General features: G+C 40.3%; 20 protein-coding genes. 8 read left to right on the top strand and 12 right to left on the bottom strand.

Features of this window, described 5'->3' with window-relative positions:
• Positions 1-23: 23 nt before the first annotated feature.
• The 3 genes from H5087_RS09790 to cysQ are packed head-to-tail and all read left to right on the top strand — an operon-like array spanning position 24 to position 3,154.
• Positions 24-1,748 (top strand): SLC13 family permease, encoded by a 1,725-nt coding sequence (locus H5087_RS09790; protein ID WP_182671900.1) that lies wholly within the window; start codon positions 24-26, stop codon positions 1,746-1,748.
• A gap of 32 nt (positions 1,749-1,780) precedes the next feature.
• Complete coding sequence (gene cysC, locus H5087_RS09785) at positions 1,781-2,374, top strand: adenylyl-sulfate kinase (protein WP_002958870.1); 594 nt, start codon at positions 1,781-1,783, stop codon at positions 2,372-2,374.
• A gap of 9 nt (positions 2,375-2,383) precedes the next feature.
• A complete protein-coding gene (cysQ, locus tag H5087_RS09780) occupies positions 2,384-3,154 on the top strand; it encodes a 3'(2'),5'-bisphosphate nucleotidase CysQ (RefSeq protein ID WP_182671899.1) in 771 nt (256 codons plus the stop codon).
• A 131-nt stretch (positions 3,155-3,285) separates the two neighbouring features.
• Here the strand turns inward: cysQ and H5087_RS09775 are convergent, their stop codons facing one another.
• Together H5087_RS09775 and H5087_RS09770 are read right to left on the bottom strand one after the other, a co-directional pair.
• Positions 3,286-3,771 (bottom strand): hypothetical protein, encoded by a 486-nt coding sequence (locus H5087_RS09775; RefSeq protein WP_182671898.1) that lies wholly within the window; start codon positions 3,769-3,771, stop codon positions 3,286-3,288.
• 414 nt (positions 3,772-4,185) lie between these two features.
• Positions 4,186-4,983 (bottom strand): alpha/beta fold hydrolase, encoded by a 798-nt coding sequence (locus tag H5087_RS09770; RefSeq protein WP_165723694.1) that lies wholly within the window; start codon positions 4,981-4,983, stop codon positions 4,186-4,188.
• A gap of 446 nt (positions 4,984-5,429) precedes the next feature.
• Here H5087_RS09770 and H5087_RS09765 point away from each other — a divergent pair, with 446 nt between their 5' ends.
• Positions 5,430-6,713 carry an aromatic amino acid transport family protein gene (locus tag H5087_RS09765; protein WP_039488583.1) on the top strand — a complete coding sequence of 428 codons (1,284 nt, stop codon included), beginning with the start codon at positions 5,430-5,432 and terminating at the stop codon, positions 6,711-6,713.
• A 103-nt stretch (positions 6,714-6,816) separates the two neighbouring features.
• Here H5087_RS09765 and speD read toward each other — a convergent pair whose 3' ends face one another.
• From speD to H5087_RS09725, 8 genes are all read right to left on the bottom strand, one after another.
• On the bottom strand, positions 6,817-7,629 hold the full coding sequence (gene speD, locus H5087_RS09760) for an adenosylmethionine decarboxylase (RefSeq protein WP_024597058.1): 813 nt from the start codon (positions 7,627-7,629) through the stop codon (positions 6,817-6,819).
• A gap of 88 nt (positions 7,630-7,717) precedes the next feature.
• Positions 7,718-8,131, bottom strand: a complete 414-nt coding sequence (locus tag H5087_RS09755) for an OsmC family protein (RefSeq protein ID WP_002958863.1) — start codon at positions 8,129-8,131, stop codon at positions 7,718-7,720.
• Between the two features lie 86 nt (positions 8,132-8,217).
• Positions 8,218-8,565 (bottom strand): DUF3802 family protein, encoded by a 348-nt coding sequence (locus H5087_RS09750; protein WP_002958862.1) that lies wholly within the window; start codon positions 8,563-8,565, stop codon positions 8,218-8,220.
• A gap of 132 nt (positions 8,566-8,697) precedes the next feature.
• Positions 8,698-10,167: a succinylglutamate-semialdehyde dehydrogenase gene (astD, locus tag H5087_RS09745; RefSeq protein WP_182671897.1), complete on the bottom strand. Its 1,470-nt coding sequence runs from the start codon at positions 10,165-10,167 to the stop codon at positions 8,698-8,700.
• Positions 10,168-10,182: 15 nt separating this feature from the next.
• A complete protein-coding gene (gene astA, locus H5087_RS09740) occupies positions 10,183-11,199 on the bottom strand; it encodes an arginine N-succinyltransferase (protein WP_024597056.1) in 1,017 nt (338 codons plus the stop codon).
• Positions 11,200-11,284: 85 nt separating this feature from the next.
• Entirely contained in the window at positions 11,285-12,490 is a 1,206-nt protein-coding gene (locus H5087_RS09735) for an aspartate aminotransferase family protein (protein ID WP_002958859.1), read from the bottom strand.
• Positions 12,491-12,869: 379 nt separating this feature from the next.
• On the bottom strand, positions 12,870-14,030 hold the full coding sequence (locus tag H5087_RS09730) for an HDOD domain-containing protein (RefSeq protein WP_002958858.1): 1,161 nt from the start codon (positions 14,028-14,030) through the stop codon (positions 12,870-12,872).
• A 43-nt stretch (positions 14,031-14,073) separates the two neighbouring features.
• The gene (locus tag H5087_RS09725) at positions 14,074-14,655 is read right to left on the bottom strand and encodes an aminodeoxychorismate/anthranilate synthase component II (protein ID WP_024596662.1); all 582 of its coding nucleotides are present in this window, start codon (positions 14,653-14,655) and stop codon (positions 14,074-14,076) included.
• Positions 14,656-15,205: 550 nt separating this feature from the next.
• Here H5087_RS09725 and H5087_RS09720 point away from each other — a divergent pair.
• On the top strand, positions 15,206-15,448 hold the full coding sequence (locus H5087_RS09720; protein WP_007580070.1) for a YdcH family protein: 243 nt from the start codon (positions 15,206-15,208) through the stop codon (positions 15,446-15,448).
• 62 nt (positions 15,449-15,510) lie between these two features.
• On the opposite strand, the gene H5087_RS09715 is transcribed toward H5087_RS09720, so the two are convergent.
• On the bottom strand, positions 15,511-15,867 hold the full coding sequence (locus H5087_RS09715) for a putative quinol monooxygenase (RefSeq protein ID WP_182671896.1): 357 nt from the start codon (positions 15,865-15,867) through the stop codon (positions 15,511-15,513).
• Positions 15,867-16,697 (bottom strand): SDR family NAD(P)-dependent oxidoreductase, encoded by an 831-nt coding sequence (locus tag H5087_RS09710; RefSeq protein WP_182671895.1) that lies wholly within the window; start codon positions 16,695-16,697, stop codon positions 15,867-15,869. Before H5087_RS09710 ends, H5087_RS09715 begins: the two co-directional genes overlap by 1 nt.
• Positions 16,698-16,964: 267 nt before the next feature.
• On the opposite strand from H5087_RS09710, the gene galE reads away from it, so the two are divergent.
• Genes galE through galK form a run of 3 tightly spaced genes read left to right on the top strand, consistent with a single transcriptional unit; the run spans position 16,965 to position 20,182 of the window.
• Positions 16,965-17,978, top strand: a complete 1,014-nt coding sequence (galE, locus tag H5087_RS09705) for a UDP-glucose 4-epimerase GalE (protein WP_149601995.1) — start codon at positions 16,965-16,967, stop codon at positions 17,976-17,978.
• A gap of 1 nt (position 17,979) precedes the next feature.
• The gene (locus tag H5087_RS09700; RefSeq protein WP_182671894.1) at positions 17,980-19,044 is read left to right on the top strand and encodes a UDP-glucose--hexose-1-phosphate uridylyltransferase; all 1,065 of its coding nucleotides are present in this window, start codon (positions 17,980-17,982) and stop codon (positions 19,042-19,044) included.
• Complete coding sequence (galK, locus tag H5087_RS09695) at positions 19,034-20,182, top strand: galactokinase (RefSeq protein WP_182671893.1); 1,149 nt, start codon at positions 19,034-19,036, stop codon at positions 20,180-20,182. The genes H5087_RS09700 and galK overlap by 11 nt, the downstream gene beginning before the upstream one ends.

The following is a 20,182-nucleotide window of genomic DNA, read 5'->3' as shown; positions in this document are numbered from 1 at the left end:
TAGCCTGTTAGGAATTTAAAAGCATGGTAGAACAGCTCGTTTTAACAGGCATTATGCTTACCTTAGTCGGGTGCCTTTTTGGCACCCGTATTAATCCAGCATGGTTATTTGTAAGCGCTATTAGCACCAGCTACTTAGCAGGGCTAATCGATCTTGAAAGTATGTTAGTTAACTACGCTAACCCGTCGCTTATTACCTTGGTATTACTGGTATTAGTGTCGACCGCAATAGAAAAAACCACCCTAATTCAAAAGTTAGCGCAATCGCTATCTAAAGGTAGTTTAGTAAAATCGGTAACAAAATTGGGGTTATCAACCGCCTTTTTATCGTCATTCACTAACAATACCGCCGTTGTTGCATCGCTTATTACCGCGATTAAAGACAATCCTAATCACTCCCCTTCAAAGCTATTATTACCGCTGTCGTACACTGCTATTTTGGGCGGCACTATTACGCTTATTGGTACATCAACCAACTTAATCGTTAATGGCTTTGCAGTAGATGCGGGCATGGAACCGCTGGGCTTTTTTGACTTTACCTTAGTAGGTTTAGGCGCGCTAAGCGTAGGCCTAATTACCATTTTAGTAATGCTTAAATACTTACCCGACAACGGTAAAAGCGACCAAGAAGTCGTGCCTTTTTACCTAGAAGGTAAAGTACAAGCAAGCTCAAAATTAATAGGCCAAACCGTAGAAGAAAACGGCCTACGTGATTTAAAAGACTTATTCCTTGCTGAAATTATTCGCGACGGGAGCCGCATTTGCGCAGTCACTCCACAGCAAGTTATTCAAAAAGACGACGTGCTGCTGTTTGTAGGTGACATAAAATCGGTGCCATTACTTACCCGTTTCGACGGTTTAAAAGTAGTGCACGAGAATCATCAAAAAGACATAGAACACTTAGTAGAAGTAGTCGTAAGTCAATCTTCAAAATTTATTGGTAAAACCGTAAAAGAAGCCCGCTTTAGAGAGCAGTTTCATGCTGCTGTTATTGCCATTCGTCGTGGGCACGACCGCTTACAAGGCGGCCTTGGGCAAGTGCAATTACAAGCTGGCGACTCACTTATACTCGCACCAGGCAAAAACTTTTACACTTTGCCTAATTTAAAGCGCGAATTTGTGTATATTTCAGGGTTTGACTTACAAGCCCACCTTGCACCTAAGCAATCAAACATTGTGCTACTAAGCTTTGCCGCAGTACTGGGTTTAAGTATTATTGGCATAGTGCCGCTGGTTAAAGGCTTATTAGTATTACTGATTGGCTTAATGCTCAGCGGCACCATAAAACTTAACGAAGTAAAACGCCGTTTTCCTATCGAGTTACTCGTAGTCGTAGGCAGCGCCATTGGCCTTGCTAAATTAATGATAGGCACCGGACTTGCCGGGCAAATATCCGACGCCATGTTTATGGTACTTGGCGATTTTGGCCCTTACGGCGCATTTATTGCCATATTTTTAATGACCGTATTATTTACCGAACTTATAACTAACAACGCAGCTGCTGCCTTGTCGTTCCCTGTTGCTTACTCGCTCGCGGTTGGTTTTAATGTAGACCCGCTACCGTTTATTATGGCGGTTGCCTTTGGCGCATCAGCCAGCTTTATATCGCCATTTGGGTATCAAACTAATCTAATGGTTTATAGCGCGGGTAACTATCGCTTAAAAGATTACATAGTGATGGGCTTACCCCTTTCTATTATTTATTCAATCACGGTATTAACCTTGATCCCGCTGGTATTTCCGTTTTAATACCTGCGCCCACAGCATAAGAGACTCTCACTATGGATGAAAATATAGTTTGGCATAACTACGCAACTACAAAAGCACAGCGTAGTGAGCAAAAAAAACATAAGCCCGCTATTTTATGGTTTACCGGCTTTTCAGGCTCTGGCAAAAGCACCGTAGCAAACGCACTAGAAGCGGCGCTTAATCAGCAAGGTACGCACACTTACCTGCTCGATGGCGACAACGTACGCCACGGTTTATGCAAAGACCTAGGCTTTAGCGACGAAGACCGCATTGAAAACATACGCCGCGTAGGCGAAACCGCAAAACTAATGACCGACGCTGGCTTGTTAGTACTTACTGCGTTTATATCGCCTTTTAGAGCAGAACGCGACATGGTGCGTAACTTAGTTGACGAAGGCGAATTTATCGAAGTCTTTATCGATACCCCACTGGATGTATGCGAAAGCCGCGATCCAAAAGGCTTATACAAAAAAGCCCGCGCTGGAGAGATAAAACACTTCACTGGTATCGATTCAAGCTACGAAGTGCCAAATAATCCAGAAATAATTTTAGATACAAGTAAAAACACCCTAGACCAATCGGTTACACAACTGATAACGTATCTAAAACAAAAGCACATAATATAGGTTAACCCCATGAATCAAACCGAACTGCTAGAAGAAACCCTCATCCTTGCCCGCAAAGCAGGCCAAGCGATAATGGGAATTTACGAAAAGGATTTTAACGTTGAGTACAAAGCCGATGAAAGCCCCGTAACCGACGCCGATTTAGCAGCTCATAAACTGATTGTGGCAGGGCTTCAACAGCTCACACCTGATATTCCAATACTTAGTGAAGAAAACGCCGACATAAGCTGGGATGTACGCCAAACGTGGAAAAGCTACTGGTTAGTTGACCCAATCGACGGCACTAAAGAATTTATTAAAAAGAACGGTGAATTTACAGTAAACATCGCCTTAATCAAAAACGGCATTCCTATTTTAGCCGTAGTAGATGCACCCGCACTCGGCGTATCGTACTTAGCCGCCGAAGCAATTGGCGCATTCAAAGATAAAGGCGATGAGCGAATTGAGCTTAAAGTAACGACTAAACCTAACAAAGGGTTAATTCGTGTTGTAGGCAGCCGCTCGCACCCATCACCCGATTTAGCCGAGTTTGTAAAACGCTTTGACGACGTTGAAATGGTGTCTAAAGGCAGCTCACTAAAACTGTGTTTAGTCGCCGAAGGTAGTGCTGATATTTACCCGCGCTTAGGTCCAACCTGCGAATGGGATACAGGCGCAGGCCATGCAATCGCCGAAATAGCCGGTGCTAAAGTGACTAAACTTGATGGCAGCCCGCTTATTTATAACACCAAAGATGAATACTTAAACCCGTATTTTATTGTGAGTACTATAGAAGAGTAAGCCCAGTTTTAAGTGGTTAGCTATCGGTTGTTAAAAAGAGAATTGATAGCTTTTGCTCTTCATATTATGAAGAGATGACAACTACACATTGAGAGGACTATTGTTCTGTTTAAAGCGCTTATTATATGCTTTTAGTTTGCAGGCTTATTTCTGTATCTTCGCAACTTTCTTAATAAGTGTTCAGGATCTTCGTCAGAGCCTTTAGCTCTCAAATATTCTTCGGCTATTTCATATTGCGAACGTTTTTCCTTTTTGTTACCAATAGCTTCCATAGATAATGTCATCTCTAAAAATTTAACATCTTGCTTTTTTGCTTCTCGCCCAGAAAAGTTTCCAATACCTTTAATGGGCTTCCCATAAAATGATTCTTCAAGATCAACTTTGCCAACTTGTAACATATGTAATTTATAAATCTCTGATATTTTTAGTAATAACTCAGGTGGTGGATAAATCCCAAATTCCATAAAATATGCAAGTTTACCAAGTGGATTTTCCGACTCTATCGGGCGATTACTTTCTAAATTTAACTCATTATAAAAGTGTTTATTAAGATACTCCCACGCGTCCTCTAATTCATTAATGGTTTGCTCATTAATATCTAGGTATTTACTCTTCATAGCCAACCTTTAAAATATTACTGTAAAAATGAATGCAGCAATTATGCTACCTAAAGTATTTAAAGCTAATATACCACTTGGTTTCTCGTACCACTTTAATGAATCATTACTCATACTATTGCCCCTTAATTAGTTAAGAAATAATTATTAATTAAATAAACCTAATAAGTAAGGACACTCAAGCTTCTAGATATCCGTTGCCACACCTACCCAGCTAAAATCTAAAAAACTATAACTAAAATAAAGTAAGAATTGACGGGAGCTATGACTTGTTGGGTTTTATTACTTCGGGTCTTATTTTGAGTTTAGGACGAAAGTCAAAAAGAATGACAAATCCAATTTATTAATGGTGGCTGTTATAAGTTTTTTCTAATTACCTACCATTAATTGAACGCTTTTTAAAAGCGGTAACCTTTAACGATTTTGCTGGGCGATAAAAGCAAGCGAGTGCTGATTGAATAGGTCAGGACGTTCCACATTACAAACATGGCCGCAATGGTGAATAGTTTGTAGTACGCTGTTTTTATGACGCTTAACCATTTCTTTAACAGGGCCAAGGAACATATGATCTTCTTTGCCCATAATGTAAAGAATGGGAATATCAATGTCTTTTTCTTTGAAGTATTGCATTAAAGGGTTTACGTCCATGGCTAATTTAAACCATTTTATAAACTCTTTTTGGCACAAGCGTTTTGCTTCACGAACAAATAAAAGTCGAGATTCTTTATGACGCTTTTTCGGCATCATAATAAAAGCAAATAATCGATAGAGCCACATATAAGGCAGGAAGTGTTTAAAAGTATTACCTAAATAAACCAATGTATTACTGCGCGTATTAAAACGAGTAACCGCTCCACCTAGTACCATGCTAGAAACATATTGCGGCGCAATTTCAGCAATATTTCGAATGAGTATTGTGCCCAATGAAATGCCAACAAAGTGTGCGCTGGAGATATTGTTATGATCTAACACATCAATGATGTCTTTAGAGACATTATTAAATGAATAATTATTATCAACAAAGTTTTGTACTAAGTTATTTGATTTACCGTGACCACGAAGATCTAGCAACAACACATTATATTCTTTTTTATAGGCTTTAAGCTGACGAAACCAGATTGCCGAGCTACCACCTGCTCCATGGACAAATACAACCCATGTTTTACTGGTTTCGTGCGCAAAAGTAGTATGGAAGAGAATCTCTTTGCTCATTGCAGTTAGTGGCCTATTTACTTCGTTTGGCATATTCAATTGCAGGAAGTATAACGGAGTTTAATAAAAATCGCTTATGAAGTTCAGATCAATGGCTTCTACTTAACAGCTTTTCGGGGCAGATTCTGATTTTTGAATGCAAACCAATAAAAATGACCAGTCCCTATTTTTACCTTATAAAAACCGCCTACCTCGGCTTTGCAGCTCGCGTGACACTATAGCGTGTTGGGTTTCGCTGCGCTCTAACCAACCTACTTTAAAATTATAATGTGGTGCTGCCGCTTAAGGGTGTTGCTCACTTTTACACCGCTGTTTCGTATTCATGACACTTACCCTTCAATTTGGTCTAATTAATTAGTCTACAAATCCTCTCAAAACATGAAATTTTTAGCTAAAAACTATATTCTTGCGCGCGATTATTATTTAAATAATGGATAAACACACACATGACAACATCTCAAGATGCAACGCTTTCAAATGCATCAACAACAGGTGCACACACACCTTCAAACACACCCACTTCTAAATGGAACCTGCACGATACGCAGTGGACTTTAAGCCTTTTTGGTACCGCCGTTGGTGCGGGTATTTTATTTTTACCTATTAACATTGGTATTGGCGGTTTTTGGCCGTTAATTATTTTGGCATGCTTAGCATTTCCAATGACCTTTTGTGCACACCGTGGATTAGCGCGTTTTGTACTTTCATCAAAAAATAAAGATGCCGATTTTACCGATGTAGTTGAAGAGCACTTTGGTGTGACTGCGGGACGGTTAATTTCTTTATTATACTTTTTATCTATATTCCCAATTTTGCTTATTTACGGTGTAGGCTTAACTAATACCGTTGATAGCTTTATGGTTAATCAAATGGGGATGGAATCACCTTCTCGCGTGTTGCTTTCGGGTGTATTAGTTGCAGGTATGATTAGCTTAATGATGGGCGGCGAGCGCTTAATGCTGCGTGCCTTTGCTATTTTAGTTTACCCGCTTGTGGGTATATTGTTCTTTTTATCACTTTATTTAATCCCAAGTTGGCAAATGCCAGATATGACAATGCCTGAAATGGGCAGCTTTGGAAAAACATTGTGGTTATCGATTCCTATTATTGTGTTTTCGTTTAGCCACGCAGCGGCTATCTCAAGCTTTGTAAACGTGCAACGCGGTCACTACGGTGAACAAGCAACACATAAGTCTGAGGCGATTTTAAAGCGCACTAGCTTACTACTTATTACCTTTGTACTATTATTTGTGTTCTCTTGTGTGCTGTCGCTTACAGGCGAGCAAATGGCCGCTGCTAAAGCCGCTAACGTATCGGTTTTATCCTACCTTGCTAATATTACTGATAACTCGTTTATTGCCACACTTGGGCCGCTTGTTGCCTTTATTGCTATTACATCGTCGTTTTTGGGTCACTTTTTAGGGGCACGTGAGAGCTTTACGGGTTTAGTAACTAAACAAACAAGCTTAAGCGCAAAAGCGGCTGATAAAATTGGTGTGTTAATTATGTTTTTAGCTATTTGGTTTTGCGCTGTTAAAAACCCAAGTATTTTAGACATGATGGATCAGTTATCGGGCCCTATCATCGCGATGATTTTATTCATCATGCCAATGATTGCAGTTTATAAAGTGCCTGCACTTCATAAATACCGCAATCGTTTAAGCACGCTATTTATATTAGCGGTTGGCTCACTTGCTGTATTTGCACTTATTTACAGCATGATTAATTAATACGCTATATATTCAAAAGCCCAGCTAAGTTAATTACCTGGGCTTTTTTAGGCATAAAAAAATGGCACTCACTGAGCGCCATTTTTAATTTAATTCGTTGCTATTATTCTGTATCTGGCAGGTTACGGCCATAGAATATTTCTTGCATTTCGCGAGTCAGCTTAGAGCGGATTTCGTCTTCTTCTTCATCCGATAACTCATCAGTAGAAAGGCCGAATAAATAGGTATTTAAGTCGGTTTCTTTTAACATCATTTTAGTATGGAACAGGTTTTCTTGATACACGTTCACGTCCATCATTTGGTACGCTTCTTTTGTATCTTCTGTCATGAAGTTTTGAATCGAGCTAATAGCATGATCAATATAGTGCTTAACACCGTTTATGTCGCGGGTAAAACCACGTACGCGGTAGTCTATTGTTACTACGTCTGATTCAAGGCTATGAATTAAGAAGTTTAACGCTTTAAGTGGCGAAATAATGCCACAGGTAGATACTTCAATATCAGCACGGAATGTACAAATACCATCATCAGGGTGAGCTTCTGGGTATGTGTGTACACAAATATGGCTTTTATCTAGGTGTGCAACAACTGAATCAGGTAATGGGCCTGGTGCTTCGTCAGCATCGTAATTTTGCTGCTCTTCTACTGGTTCTTCTGAAACCAAAATAGTTACACTTGCGCCTTGCGGTTCATAATCTTGGCGCGCTACATTTAAAATGTTAGCACCAATAATATCAACAACTTCACCTAAAATATCGGTTAGTCTATCTGCACTGTACTGCTCATCGATATATTCAATATATTCTTTACGTTGTTGCTCGGTCTTTGCGTAACAAATATCATAAATACTAAAGCTTAAACTTTTGGTTAAATTGTTAAAGCCATGAAGTTTAAGTTTATCGAAGGGTTTGTTCATAATAAACCAACCTATAAATTAGTGGGTTCTGCACCTGCAGAATGAAAAGTTCGCGGATTTTATACGAATTTTCCTCGTGGAAAAAGCGTTATTTTGCTTGATCTTGCACAACTTCGTGGCTATGCGTAATTTCTACTGTTTTATCAAGCATTAATGCAACCGAGCAATACTTTTCAGCAGAGAGTGAAACTGCACGTGCAAGGTGCTTTTCAGACACATTATTGCCTTTAACAACAAAGTGTAAGTTGATTTTGGTAAACACGCGCGGTGCTGTTTCGGCGCGTTCTGCACTGAGTTGCACTTGTACGTCTGAAAAATCTTGTTTAGCTTTTTTTAAAATACTAACCACATCAACTGATGAGCAACAGCCAACTGACATTAAAACCATTTCCATTGGGCTTGGTGCTGCACTATCGCTGCCGCCATCAAACACAACATTGTGGTTAGAATTAGAACGGCCAATAAACGTATCGCCTTCAACCCATTTTACATTTGCTTGCATTGTTATATCTCAAAAAAATATTTTCTTGATTGTAAGCAACTTAGCCGTAGTTGCAAATGAAAATGCAACGCAGGGCTATAAAATGGCTAAGATTGTTGTGCTAATGCGCTATCAAAGAGGTTTTTCACTAAACCTGCAAATTCATCTATAAAGGCATGCTGTTCAACCGTGACAGGCTGTGAGGTGATGCTACTGAGGACTTCTTCTAAATCGTAAACTATGCCATCAACTTCACGTACAATTTGACTACGCTGCTCTGTGTTGAGGTCTGTGTGCTGCTCGCAAATAAGCATCACATTTTGCGCAATAACGTCTTCGATTAATTCCATTACTGTTGGAGCGCCTGGTTTTATTTCGCCTGGCTTCTCAAACAATGCTAAATTTTGAGTTAGATACATGATCAAATCATCGTACCCTTGCCTATCTAAAACCATTATGCGAACCACCTAAATATATTTAATTATGCTGATTTAAGCAGAAAGAGTCGATAATTACTAGCCTTGTACGATAGCAATACAAAAAAAGCAGCCGAAGCTGCTTTTATAATAATTAAGTAGTATTACTACTTAATCTATTTTTAAGCCTGGGCTTAGTGTTGCTGGCATCGCTACTTTTTCAAGCTCTACTGAAGCAACTGGGTATGCACAGTAATCAGCTGCGTAATACGCGCTTGCTCTGTGATTGCCCGATGCGCCAATACCACCAAATGGTGCTGCGCTTGATGCGCCAGTAATTGGGCGGTTCCAGTTAACAATACCAGCGCGAATACGACGTAAAAAATGGTCGTAATCTGCTGCACTATCACTTAATAAACCAGCCGATAAACCAAAGGTTGTATCGTTTGCTTTATCAATGGCTTGGTCAAAGTCGTCAAAGCGGAATACTTTTAAAAGTGGTCCAAAATGTTCTTCATCTGGGAAATCACTAATATTTGTACACTCAATAATACCTGGTGTTACAAAACCGGTATTGGCTGTGTGCTCAAGCTCTACTAATACTTGAGCGCCAAGCTCGACAAGCTCGTTTTGCGCTTTAACCATGCCTGCAGCTGCCGCTGATGAGATCATAGAGCCCATAAATGGCTGGTCTGCATCATCGTAGTTGCCTACTTTAATCGCTTTAGTTGCAGTGATAAGGCGCTCTAAAATTGTATCGCCTTTGCTACCTTTAGGTAAAAACAATTTACGTGCACATGTACAACGCTGGCCGCTTGAGATAAACGCTGATTGAATAATATCGTGAACAACTGCTTTAGTGTCTTCAACGTCAGTAATAATAAGTGGATTATTACCACCCATTTCTAGCGCTAAAATTTTACCCGGTTGACCCGCAAACTGTTCATGTAAAATATGACCAGTACGCGAAGAACCCGTAAAGAACAAGCCATCAATTCCTTTGTGAGCAGCAAGGGCTTTACCCGTTTCTACTTCACCTTGAACTAGGTTAATTACACCAGCTGGTAAGCCTGCTTTTTCCCACAGTTTAAGCGTAAGCTCGGCAACTTTAGGAGTCAGTTCAGACGGTTTAAATACAACCGTGTTACCTGCTAAAAGCGCTGGCACAATGTGGCCATTAGGTAAGTGACCCGGAAAGTTATACGGACCAAATACGGCTACAACCCCATGTGGCTTATGACGGATCATCGCACGGCCAAGTGGCATTGCGTTTTCAACATCTCCAGTGCGCTCTAAAAATGCTTTTTCAGAAATGGCAATTTTACCAACCATAGCACCCGCTTCTGTGCGAGTTTCCCACAGTGGCTTACCTGTTTCTTGTGCGATAGTAATAGCGAGCTCTTCGCTGTTTTCTTTTAATTGCGCTGCGAATGCTTTAATTATTTCTAAACGCTCAGTGAAGCTTTTATCAGCCCATACATAAAACGCTTCGCGCGCTGCATTTACTGCGGTGTCTACTTGCGCCGCAGTTGCTGATGATGCCTGCCAAATAACGTCGTTATTTGCAGGATTTACTGAATTAAATTCTGTGCCTTGGCCTTGTGACCATTGACCATTAATAAATTGTGCAGGATGAGTCATATACTTTCTCCTAAATTAAATCGTGGTTGCACTAACAATATCGCCAGTTTGCAAATGCAATGCATCTGCTACTTCTTGCGATAAAATAAGGCTTTTTGCGCGCTCGTCAAATGTCATTGGTGCAACGGTTGCTCTAAAATCTTCAAGCTTTTCGTTAGCTAGTAACACCATGGTGTCGCCAGTCATTTCGCCAATTTCAACGTTAAAGTTATTTGCATTACGAATCGTCGCAATGTTATCTACTTTTGCTTCAACCGTTGGGCCGCCGTCAAAAATGTCTACGTAGCCATTAAACGTAAAGCCTTCGCTTTTCAATAACTCGATTGCTGGGCGTGTGTTGTCGTGTACTTTACCTATTACGGCTTGCGCATCTTTACTTAGCAAATTTACATAAATTGGGTATTTAGGCATTAATTCAGCAATGAAAACCTTTTGACCAATACCTGTTAGGTAGTCGGCTGTTGGAAAATCCATTGAGAAAAAGTGCTCTTCAAGCCACTGCCAAAAAGGGCTACTGCCGTTTTCATCAGACACACCGCGCATTTCTGCAATCACTGTTTGTGCAAAACGCTCTTGATGCTGCTTTATAAACATAAAGCGCGCTTTTGAAAGTAGCTTACCGTTACAATTTTTACGATAGCCATCTTTTAAAAACAATGTGCAAAGCTCTGTAGCGCCTGTGTAGTCGTTACATAGCGTTAAAATATCAACCGCTTTGTATACGTTTAATGTGCGCGAAGAGTGAATCACTTTACTTAAGTGATAATGATAAAATGCATCATCAAGCCCTACCGCAGCTTCAATTGCAGACGTACCTACAACATCACCGGTTTCGCTATCTTCAAGAACAAACAGGTAGCCTTCGTCACCGGGTTGTGACGTTTGCTTAGCAAATGAACTTACAGAATGGTCTATTTTCTTTTGCAATAGTTCTTCGTTTAATGGCAAAGACGTAAAACCATGCCCAGATTCGTGGGCAATTTTCAGTAATGCTGAGTAATCATTTTGCTGGATTGGGCGAAGGATCATCATGAGTCCGCTTGCTCCCTTATAAATAACGGTAAATAGGAATTGCAGGGCAAGCAGTGCTTACCCTTAATTGGTTGGCTTAAGTCGCTTATGCGTTTACTACGCTTGCTACTGCTTTTTCAAAGCGTGCCATACCTTCGCGAATGTCCGCTTCAGGAATTACTAAAGATGGAGTGAAACGTACTACGTCTGCACCGGCAACTAGTGACATAAGGCCTTGCTCAGTACCTGCCACTAAAAACTCTTTTGCACGACCTTTGTATTGCTCGTTCACTACTGCACCAATTAATAGACCTTGGCCACGGATTTCGCTAAATACGTTGTATTTTTCGTTAACCGCGCTAAGTAGTTCATTAAATAATGCGGCTTTTTCTTTTACGCCAGCCAGTACTTCAGGGGTATTTACTGTATCAAATGCAGCTTCTGCAACAGCACACGCAAGCGGGTTACCGCCATAAGTAGAACCATGTGTACCTACTTTAAGGTGCTGTGCAATTTCAGTTGTTGTGATCATAGCGCCAATAGGGAAACCGCCGCCCAGTGCTTTAGCCGAAGTTAAAATATCAGGTACTACGTTTAAGCCTTGGTATGCGTATAAATCGCCAGTACGACCAACACCTGTTTGAACTTCATCAAAAATAAGCAGTGCGTTATGTTTAGTACATAAATCGCGAACGCCTTGAGCAAACTCATCAGTTGGTGAAACAATACCGCCTTCACCCTGTAGAGGTTCCATCATTACGGCACATGTTTTGTCGCTGATAAGTGCTTCAAATGCAGCAAGGTCATTGTAATCGCAATGTACAATGTCGCCAGGCTTAGGACCAAAACCATCTGAATATGCAGCTTGGCCACCAACAGTTACGGTAAAGAATGTACGACCGTGGAAACCTTTGTTGAACGCGATGATTTGTGATTTTTCTGCGCCAAATTTATCAAGTGCAAAACGACGCGCTAATTTAAGCGCGGCTTCGTTTGCTTCTGCGCCAGAGTTGGCAAAGTAAACTTTTTCAGCAAATGTCGCATCAACCATTTTTTTAGCTAGGCGAAGTGCCGGCTCATTGGTCATTACGTTAGATAGATGCCAGATTTTTTCGCCTTGCTCTTTTAATGCGCCTACTAATGCAGGGTGGCAATGGCCAAGACAGTTAACTGCAATACCACCAGCAAAGTCGATAAACTCTCGACCTTGTTGATCCCATACGCGAGAGCCTTCGCCTCGAACAGGAATTACGCTTGAAGGTGCGTAGTTAGGAACCATTACGTGATCAAATAATTCGCGATTGACTGTCATTTTATTTCCTCTTAATTGTGAGCAACACAAAACATCAAAATAGGTGTTTGGTTAATATTTGTAACCAACTTTATAGGCAAGATCAGTAACCTGATAATTGCGCAAAATTGCTTTGTGGTTCAATTTTCAGACGCACATTATTTCAGAATTACTTATATCTGTCTCGTTAAAAACTTTCATGTATCCCTTGAAAATAAAGGGCTAAAGATATTATTTCATAGATAGTGAATAACTATTTGCATAGCTATTTATGCTTATTTTTAGGCAACTAACCGCATGAGTACAGAGGCGCACACGCTTTAATCGGCAAATATGTAATATGACAATAAGATGAGAATGAATGGTTAGTCGCAAAAAAATTAACAAAAAATTCAGATTTTTAGTCAATTTGAATAGCTAAATTGGTAAAATTACTCGATTGGAGGGTTTTTAGTTCCGTTTTAGTGAACTTAAAGTGCGAAAACCAGCTTAGAGCTTCATCAGGTTCAATAAGTTGATGTTCTTTTAAATTAAGATATTGAGAATAGCACCGTGCCTTTAGCATTACTTCTGTTAATGGCAGTAATGTATCGCCCTTATCTACCCCATTTACTAGCTGCTGCATTACCCCTTTAAACGGTAAATATTTAAAAGCCATTTTGTCTATTACCTTAGCGCTTACTTCTATCGATTTATTGCTAAGTAGAGTGGTTAAAAATAGCGGGTCGGGCTGAAGCTCTAATAATGCGGTGTGTAAATCTTTTTGATTTTCATTTCGGGCTAGCTGTACTTTACGTTGCCATATTTGCTCAAACGTTTTTAAGTACAAGCGCACTAATGCAATTCGCCCTACATCTAAAAGCATCCCAAGGGTAAATGCATGAACGTCATTTACATTATTAATTTGTGCAATTTTTTGCGCAGCAATGGCGTTTGCCATGGCACTGTCACGTAAACGACGTTTTAATAACGAAAATGGTTCGGTGCTATGTGGCATCCAATGACGCGCAGCAAATGTAGGAATCACTAGCTGTAAGTTATCAAGGCCAATATAACGAAGGGCGAGCGATGGCTTATCTACTTTTACAGACGTGTTTTTACTACGTTGATTACGATAGTAAGGTAAATTAACGAGCGTTACTAACTCCCTACCTAACCAGCTTATATCATTAACCAATGGCTCTAAACGCCCTACCGACGCTGACTTTACCGCTAATATATCGAGTATATTGGCAATGCCATCTTCAATACCTATGGTGCTATGAATTACGCCATCTATATCTTCGAGCTGCTTATATATAGCTGTTTCAATTGTTTTGTGCAGCTGTTCACTCGCTTGAGCGCGGTACTTATGATGTGCAGTACTACTTTGCTGGCGTTTATTCTGTGCGGCCACTTCAACCTGAAGCAAGGTGCGCTGCTTCATGGGTTCGCCGTAATCTATATCTAATGTATGAATGAAACCAATTTGCTGATGCGCAAAGCTATGCCCAAGCAATAAGTCATGAGCTCGTTGGCTTAGTATTTTGGCAGTACGCTGCTGGGCTACAAGTTCAGTCATGACATCCATTAATAAAGTATAAAATGCTATGTGTATTATAACATTAGAAGCGAGTTAAAAAGTTATCAAGCAGTTCTAAGCCTTGAGCAGTTAAAATAGCTTCGGGGTGAAACTGCACACCTTCGATAGCAAGTTCATTGTGTAACAACCCCATAATTTCGTCAAACTCTCCTTGCTCAGTTTGAGTCCATGCGGTTACTTCAAGCTCTTTAGGCAAAGTTTGCGCTTTAACCACTAAAGAATGATAACGACATACCGTTAACGGATTAGCTAAGCCTTTAAACACCCCTTTATTAGTATGAACTATGGGTGATGTTTTACCGTGCATTACTTTTTTAGCACGAATTACATCTCCTCCTAAAGCTTGCGCGATAGTTTGATGTCCCAAGCAAATTCCTAAAATAGGATATTGCCCTTTTAGTTGCTCAACAACATTTAGTGAAATACCCGCTTCGTTAGGGGTGCATGGCCCTGGCGATAACACGATGTGCTGCGGGTTTAACTGTTTTATTTGTGCAATGCTTAGCTCATCATTACGTTTTACTAAAACGTCTTGATCTAAACGCTGAAAATATTGCACTAAGTTGTAAGTAAACGAATCGTAGTTATCGATCATTAACAGCATTACACAACAGACCTTATAAATTATTGACCACTACTTTACACAAGTGGTACTAAGCGCTGCATTCTACCACTATTAATTAACCAACATAAATTAGCAAAAAGCGTTAAAAATTAACTCTTTTAGCTAAAATGCTTAAAAGCCTTTAGCGGGTATTGGTTTACTTAACCTAAACTTTGGTTAAGAGATTTACTAACGTATTGAATCATGATGATGTTTAAATTTATTTTCTCTAGCCAGAGATTCCCTGCACCTTGAGCAATAATATCGAACCCTAAGCTTTTCACGACTAGTTAATACACCTGCGTAGGCTGTATACTCCAACAATAAATTATTGACCTCTAAAGTACGTGCATTTATTGATCACACTATTAAATACTTTGGTGAAATGCCTTACTGAGCAAAATAAACAGATTGTTTGTGCTACATCAAATTAGCGGCTCGATGGTTGAATTATATCTATGTAAGCCCCAGTGTATTATATGAAAGGCAGTAATTCACTTATACAACTCACTTACTTGTGAGCTCATTTATATCCTACTAAGGAGCGAATATGTTAGGCGAAGACCACTCATTAACAAATGACTTTCCAGAGTACTTAAAGACCATTGCCGAGTTAAATGAAAGCGATACTGAATTTGCAAAAAAAGCAGATAAGTACGACAAGCTAGATAAAGAGATTAGAGTATTAGAGCTCAAAGATGCGCCCATAAGCGATGAGCAAATGCATCAACTAAAACACGAACGTACAGAACTAAAAGATTGGCTATACGAACGCTTGCAGCAAGAGCAGTAATGCAACTAAAAAAAGAGCTCACTGATGAGGTGAGCTCTTTAGATCAACAATGGGTATTTTCTCTAAAACTTTACAAAGCCACCCACAGGTTTCATAAATACACTGCTTGGGCCTGCAAAGGCTTGTGCAAACTCTTCTGATAATTGAGTAAATACCGTTACTTTATCCATATCAACTACGCTTAAAAATAGTGGGCCACTTTCGCCCCAACCAGCAAGATGCGCTTTAGCAGCATCTTCATCTTGGTAACGCTCGTAAATATGTACATTGCGCTTGTCTTCACTTACTGTCCACTCATACATTAAAGTGCCCGCTTCACTTTTAGCCAAAGTAACTAATCGTGCCATTACCAGTAAAAACTCATCGTATTTACCTTCTTTAATTTGGCCTTGTACTGTCCAAGTAACATGATTTTTCATTATGCTTTACCTAATTTAAGCTGTGCTAAAATACTGTCTAACGTATCTACTAGTTGTTGATTTTTCGCATTATTAAGTGCATCAACATGAGGAGGCGCGAAGCGTCCTGTATCGTTATCAAAATACAGGCCTGCGGCATCTTTAAATTCATCACTAAGCGCTGCGCGACAAAAAATATCTGCGCCAATTTTTAAATCCCCACCATCTATACCGTAAGCGTCTTTTACCATTTTGCTTCCCAGTAAAGATTTAGGGTTTACCGATACAACTAATGGCCCAGTATCTTTAAGCTCAAGCCCTAAATGACGCGACCACATAGTAATAGCCAATTTACTTTGTGCATAAGCCGCACTATCAGAAAGTTCAGTGTTACCTATAAGTGCATTTAAGTTAACGCTTGATTGCGCAGCTGATGACACATTAACCACTCGCGAATCATGACCAAGAACAGGTAATAATAGTTTTGTAAGAAGATATGGCGCAATCGTGTTTACAACAAAGCGAGCATCAAGGCCATCAATTGTTGTAGCATCAACTAATTGATAAACGCCTGCATTATTAATAAGTACGTCAAGCTGGTTATTATTTTCGGCCAAATCGGCTAATACATTTTTTGCCAAAGTTTGAACTTGGCTCATATCGCTTAAATCAGCAATATAAGTATGTGTACTTGCATTTGGGTATTGCTCGGTTAAAGCTACTTGTAGCGCATTGAGCTTTGCTTGGCTGCGGCCATGTAATAATACGGTGTGACCTTGTGCTAATAACATCTTTGCAGTTTCTAGCCCAATGCCATCGGTTGCGCCGGTAAGTAAAATTGTTTTGTTCATGTTGATCTCTCCTTACTTTATTTTCGCTATATTAGCACCCCCACTTACTGCTGATAATTAGGCCAATAGTTGAATCAGTTTATAGAATTAATTGATAAAGCTAAGCCTATGTTAGTTAATATAAAAGCATTCCTTTAAAAGGCAGATGCGTGTTTAAGCTGAATATTTTTTATGCTTTTATTTGAATTACTCAACAATCATAACTATTGTTTTTAAATCACCTTAATAGTAGTATTTATCATATAAATACACTTTTCGAGAAATAACATGAAAGTTTTAGTTACTGGCGGCATGGGTTACATAGGTAGCCACACATGTATTGCATTGCATGAAGCAGGTATTACGCCTGTTATTTATGATAACTTGTCTAATGCAAGTGCGCGGGTACTTGACCAACTCGAAAAGATTACGGGTACTCGGTTTGAGTTTATTTTGGGCGACATACAAGACGAGCAACAGTTTAAGCTCGCTCTAAAACATACTAAAGCCGAAGCTGTCTTTCACTTTGCAGCTTTAAAAGCCGTTGGCGAATCTACCGAGCAACCGCTGCGTTATTATCAAAATAACGTGTCGGGCACATTAAGCATGCTACAAAACATGCAAGATGAAGGCGTTAACCATATTATATTTAGCTCATCGGCTACAGTATATGGCGAGCCAGACTACCTCCCTATTGACGAAAAGCATCCTATACGCGCAACTAATCCTTATGGTTGGACTAAAGTCATGGTTGAACAAGCCATGCAAGACGTATGTAATGCCAACAGTCAATTTATGGGTATTGCGCTTCGTTACTTTAACCCAGTAGGTGCACACCCAAGTGGTTTATTAGGTGAAAGTCCTAATGGTATTCCTAATAACTTAATGCCATTTATTGCGCAAACTGCAGTAGGTAAACGTGACGTGGTTAATATTTTTGGTGACGACTACGACACCGAAGATGGCACAGGCGTACGCGACTATATTCATGTTTTAGATTTAGCTAAGGGTCATGTTGCGGCATTTATGCAGCATAAAACAGATACCGCCTTTCATGCTTACAACTTAGGCACAGGGCAAGGTTATTCTGTGCTTGATATGATCAACGCATTTAGCGCATCAGCCAATAAAGATATTCCGTATAAGATTGCACCGCGCCGAGCAGGTGATATTGCCTGTAACTACGCCGATGCTACAAAAGCGCAAAACACACTTAACTGGTACGCAGAACTAACACTTAGCGACATGACAAACGACACATGGCGCTGGCAAACTAATTACCCAAGTGGGTTGGAGAGTTAACATGGCTTTATTAGAAAGTACTCACAGACGTAAAAATCCGCTAACGGGTCGTTGGGTATTAGTGTCACCACATCGTAATAACCGCCCATGGTTAGGCGCAACAGAAGCCGTTAACGAAAACGTATTACCAAAACACGATGAAGGCTGCCCACTTTGCCCAAGTAATACCCGTGCAAATGGCGACAGTAACCCTGATTATAAATACACACACGTATTTAGAAATGACTTTGGTGCATTAACGCCTAATGCCAGCGAGCAATTACAAAGCTTAGAGTCAGACAGTGATTTATTTATTGCCGACGAAGCCAGTGGCGAATGCCGCGTAATTTGTTTTTCTCCAGAGCATAATAAAACACTACCAGAGCTTAGCCAAAACGCATTGCACGAAGTAGTGAAAACCTGGAAACAAAATTACACAGAGCTTGCACAGCAGTACGAATGCGTACAAGTTTTTGAAAATAAAGGCGAGATAATGGGTTGTTCGCAACCTCATCCTCACGGCCAAGTATGGGCCCACTCGCATTTATCAACCGAAATAGAAGCCGAAGATACCCAGCAGCTTGCTTATTATAAAAAGCATGGCACAGCTATGCTTGCCGATTACGCACAAAAAGAGCAAGCAGATCAAACACGTGTTGTATTTGAAAACGAACATTGGCTTGTTGTTGTGCCATTTTGGGCTGCGTGGCCGTTTGAAACAATGCTAGTAACTAAAGATAATATTCAAAACTTTAGCCAGCTAAACGATGTCCAAACCGACTCTTTGGCTCAAGCACTTAAAGTATTAACTACTAAGTACGACAACGTATTTAATTGCAGCTTCCCATACTCAATGGGATGGCACAATGCACCGGCTAACAGAGGCTCTGATGAGCAACATTGGCGTTTGCATGCACACTTTTATCCGCCGCTACTTCGCTCTGCTACTGTTAAAAAACACATGGTAGGCTACGAAATGCTAGGCGAAAGCCAACGCGATTTAAGCGCAGAAACCGCTGCTTCTATTTTAAAAGCAGCCAGTACAACACACTATAAAGATACAGCAGGACACACAGATGAAGCTTAACGAATTCCAACAACAATTTTTGTCACTGTATGGCGCGCCTGCTCAAGGTATTGCAGCAGCACCGGGGCGTGTAAACCTTATTGGCGAATTTACCGACTACAACGACGGTTTTGTTTTACCGTGTTCGTTAGAGTTTCGTACCCAAGTGATGTTTAAAGAACGCGACGACAATATTATTACTGTGCATTCTTTAAATTACCCAGGCGAAAAAGACTGCTTTAGCGTTGATGAAGAAATCACTGAAGGCCAGTCGCAATGGGGTAACTACATTCGTGCTGTTACTTATGTTCTTAAAAGAGCGGGCTACACACTGCGTGGCGCCGACCTACTTATTGACAGCAACTTACCGCAAGGTAGTGGCTTGTCATCATCGGCCGCACTAGAAGTTGCAGTTGGCGGTATGTTTAACCATATTGCACAGCTTGGTTTACCGCCAGAGCAAATTGCGCTATTTGGTCAAGAAGCCGAAAACGACTTTATGCATTGCCAATGCGGCATTATGGATCAGCTTATTTCAGCTAAAGGCGAGAACGGTCATGCGCTATTAATCGACTGTGAAAACCTCGCAACTAAATCAGTTAAAGTTCCTGATGATTTAAATATTGTTATTGTTAATTCAAACTACCCGCGTAAGTTGGTTGATAGCGAATACAACCAGCGCCGTATTGACTGCGAACAAGCTGCTGTAAAAATGGGTGTAGAAACACTTCGCCAAGCCACCATGGCTGGCCTGCAAGTAGTAAAAGCGACATTAAGCGAAAACGAATATAAACGTGCACACCACGTAATTAGCGAAAACGACCGTGTAATTGCAGCAACTACTGCACTACAAAATAACGATATGGATGCACTTCGTACGCTAATGGCTGCATCGCATCAATCACTTAAACACGACTTTGAAGTAACCGTACCTGCAACCGATGGCTTAGTAGAAATTTGTAAAGAAGCGATGGGCGAGCTTGGCGCAGTTCGTATGACAGGTGGCGGCTTTGGTGGCGCAATTGTATGTTTGTGTCGTGATGCTGAAGTACCTCTTATTAAAGCAGCGGTAGAAAAGCATTACTTTGAACGCTTTAATTTAAATGCTGATATTTACGTATGTTCAGCGGGTTCAGGATTACAAATTACGTCTTTTTAA

This window comes from Pseudoalteromonas sp. SR43-7 (genome assembly GCF_014163785.1).
Classification (GTDB): domain Bacteria; phylum Pseudomonadota; class Gammaproteobacteria; order Enterobacterales; family Alteromonadaceae; genus Pseudoalteromonas; species Pseudoalteromonas distincta.
The sequence above is the reverse complement of the archived record's forward strand: the minus strand, read 5'-3'. Positions and strand labels throughout refer to the sequence as shown.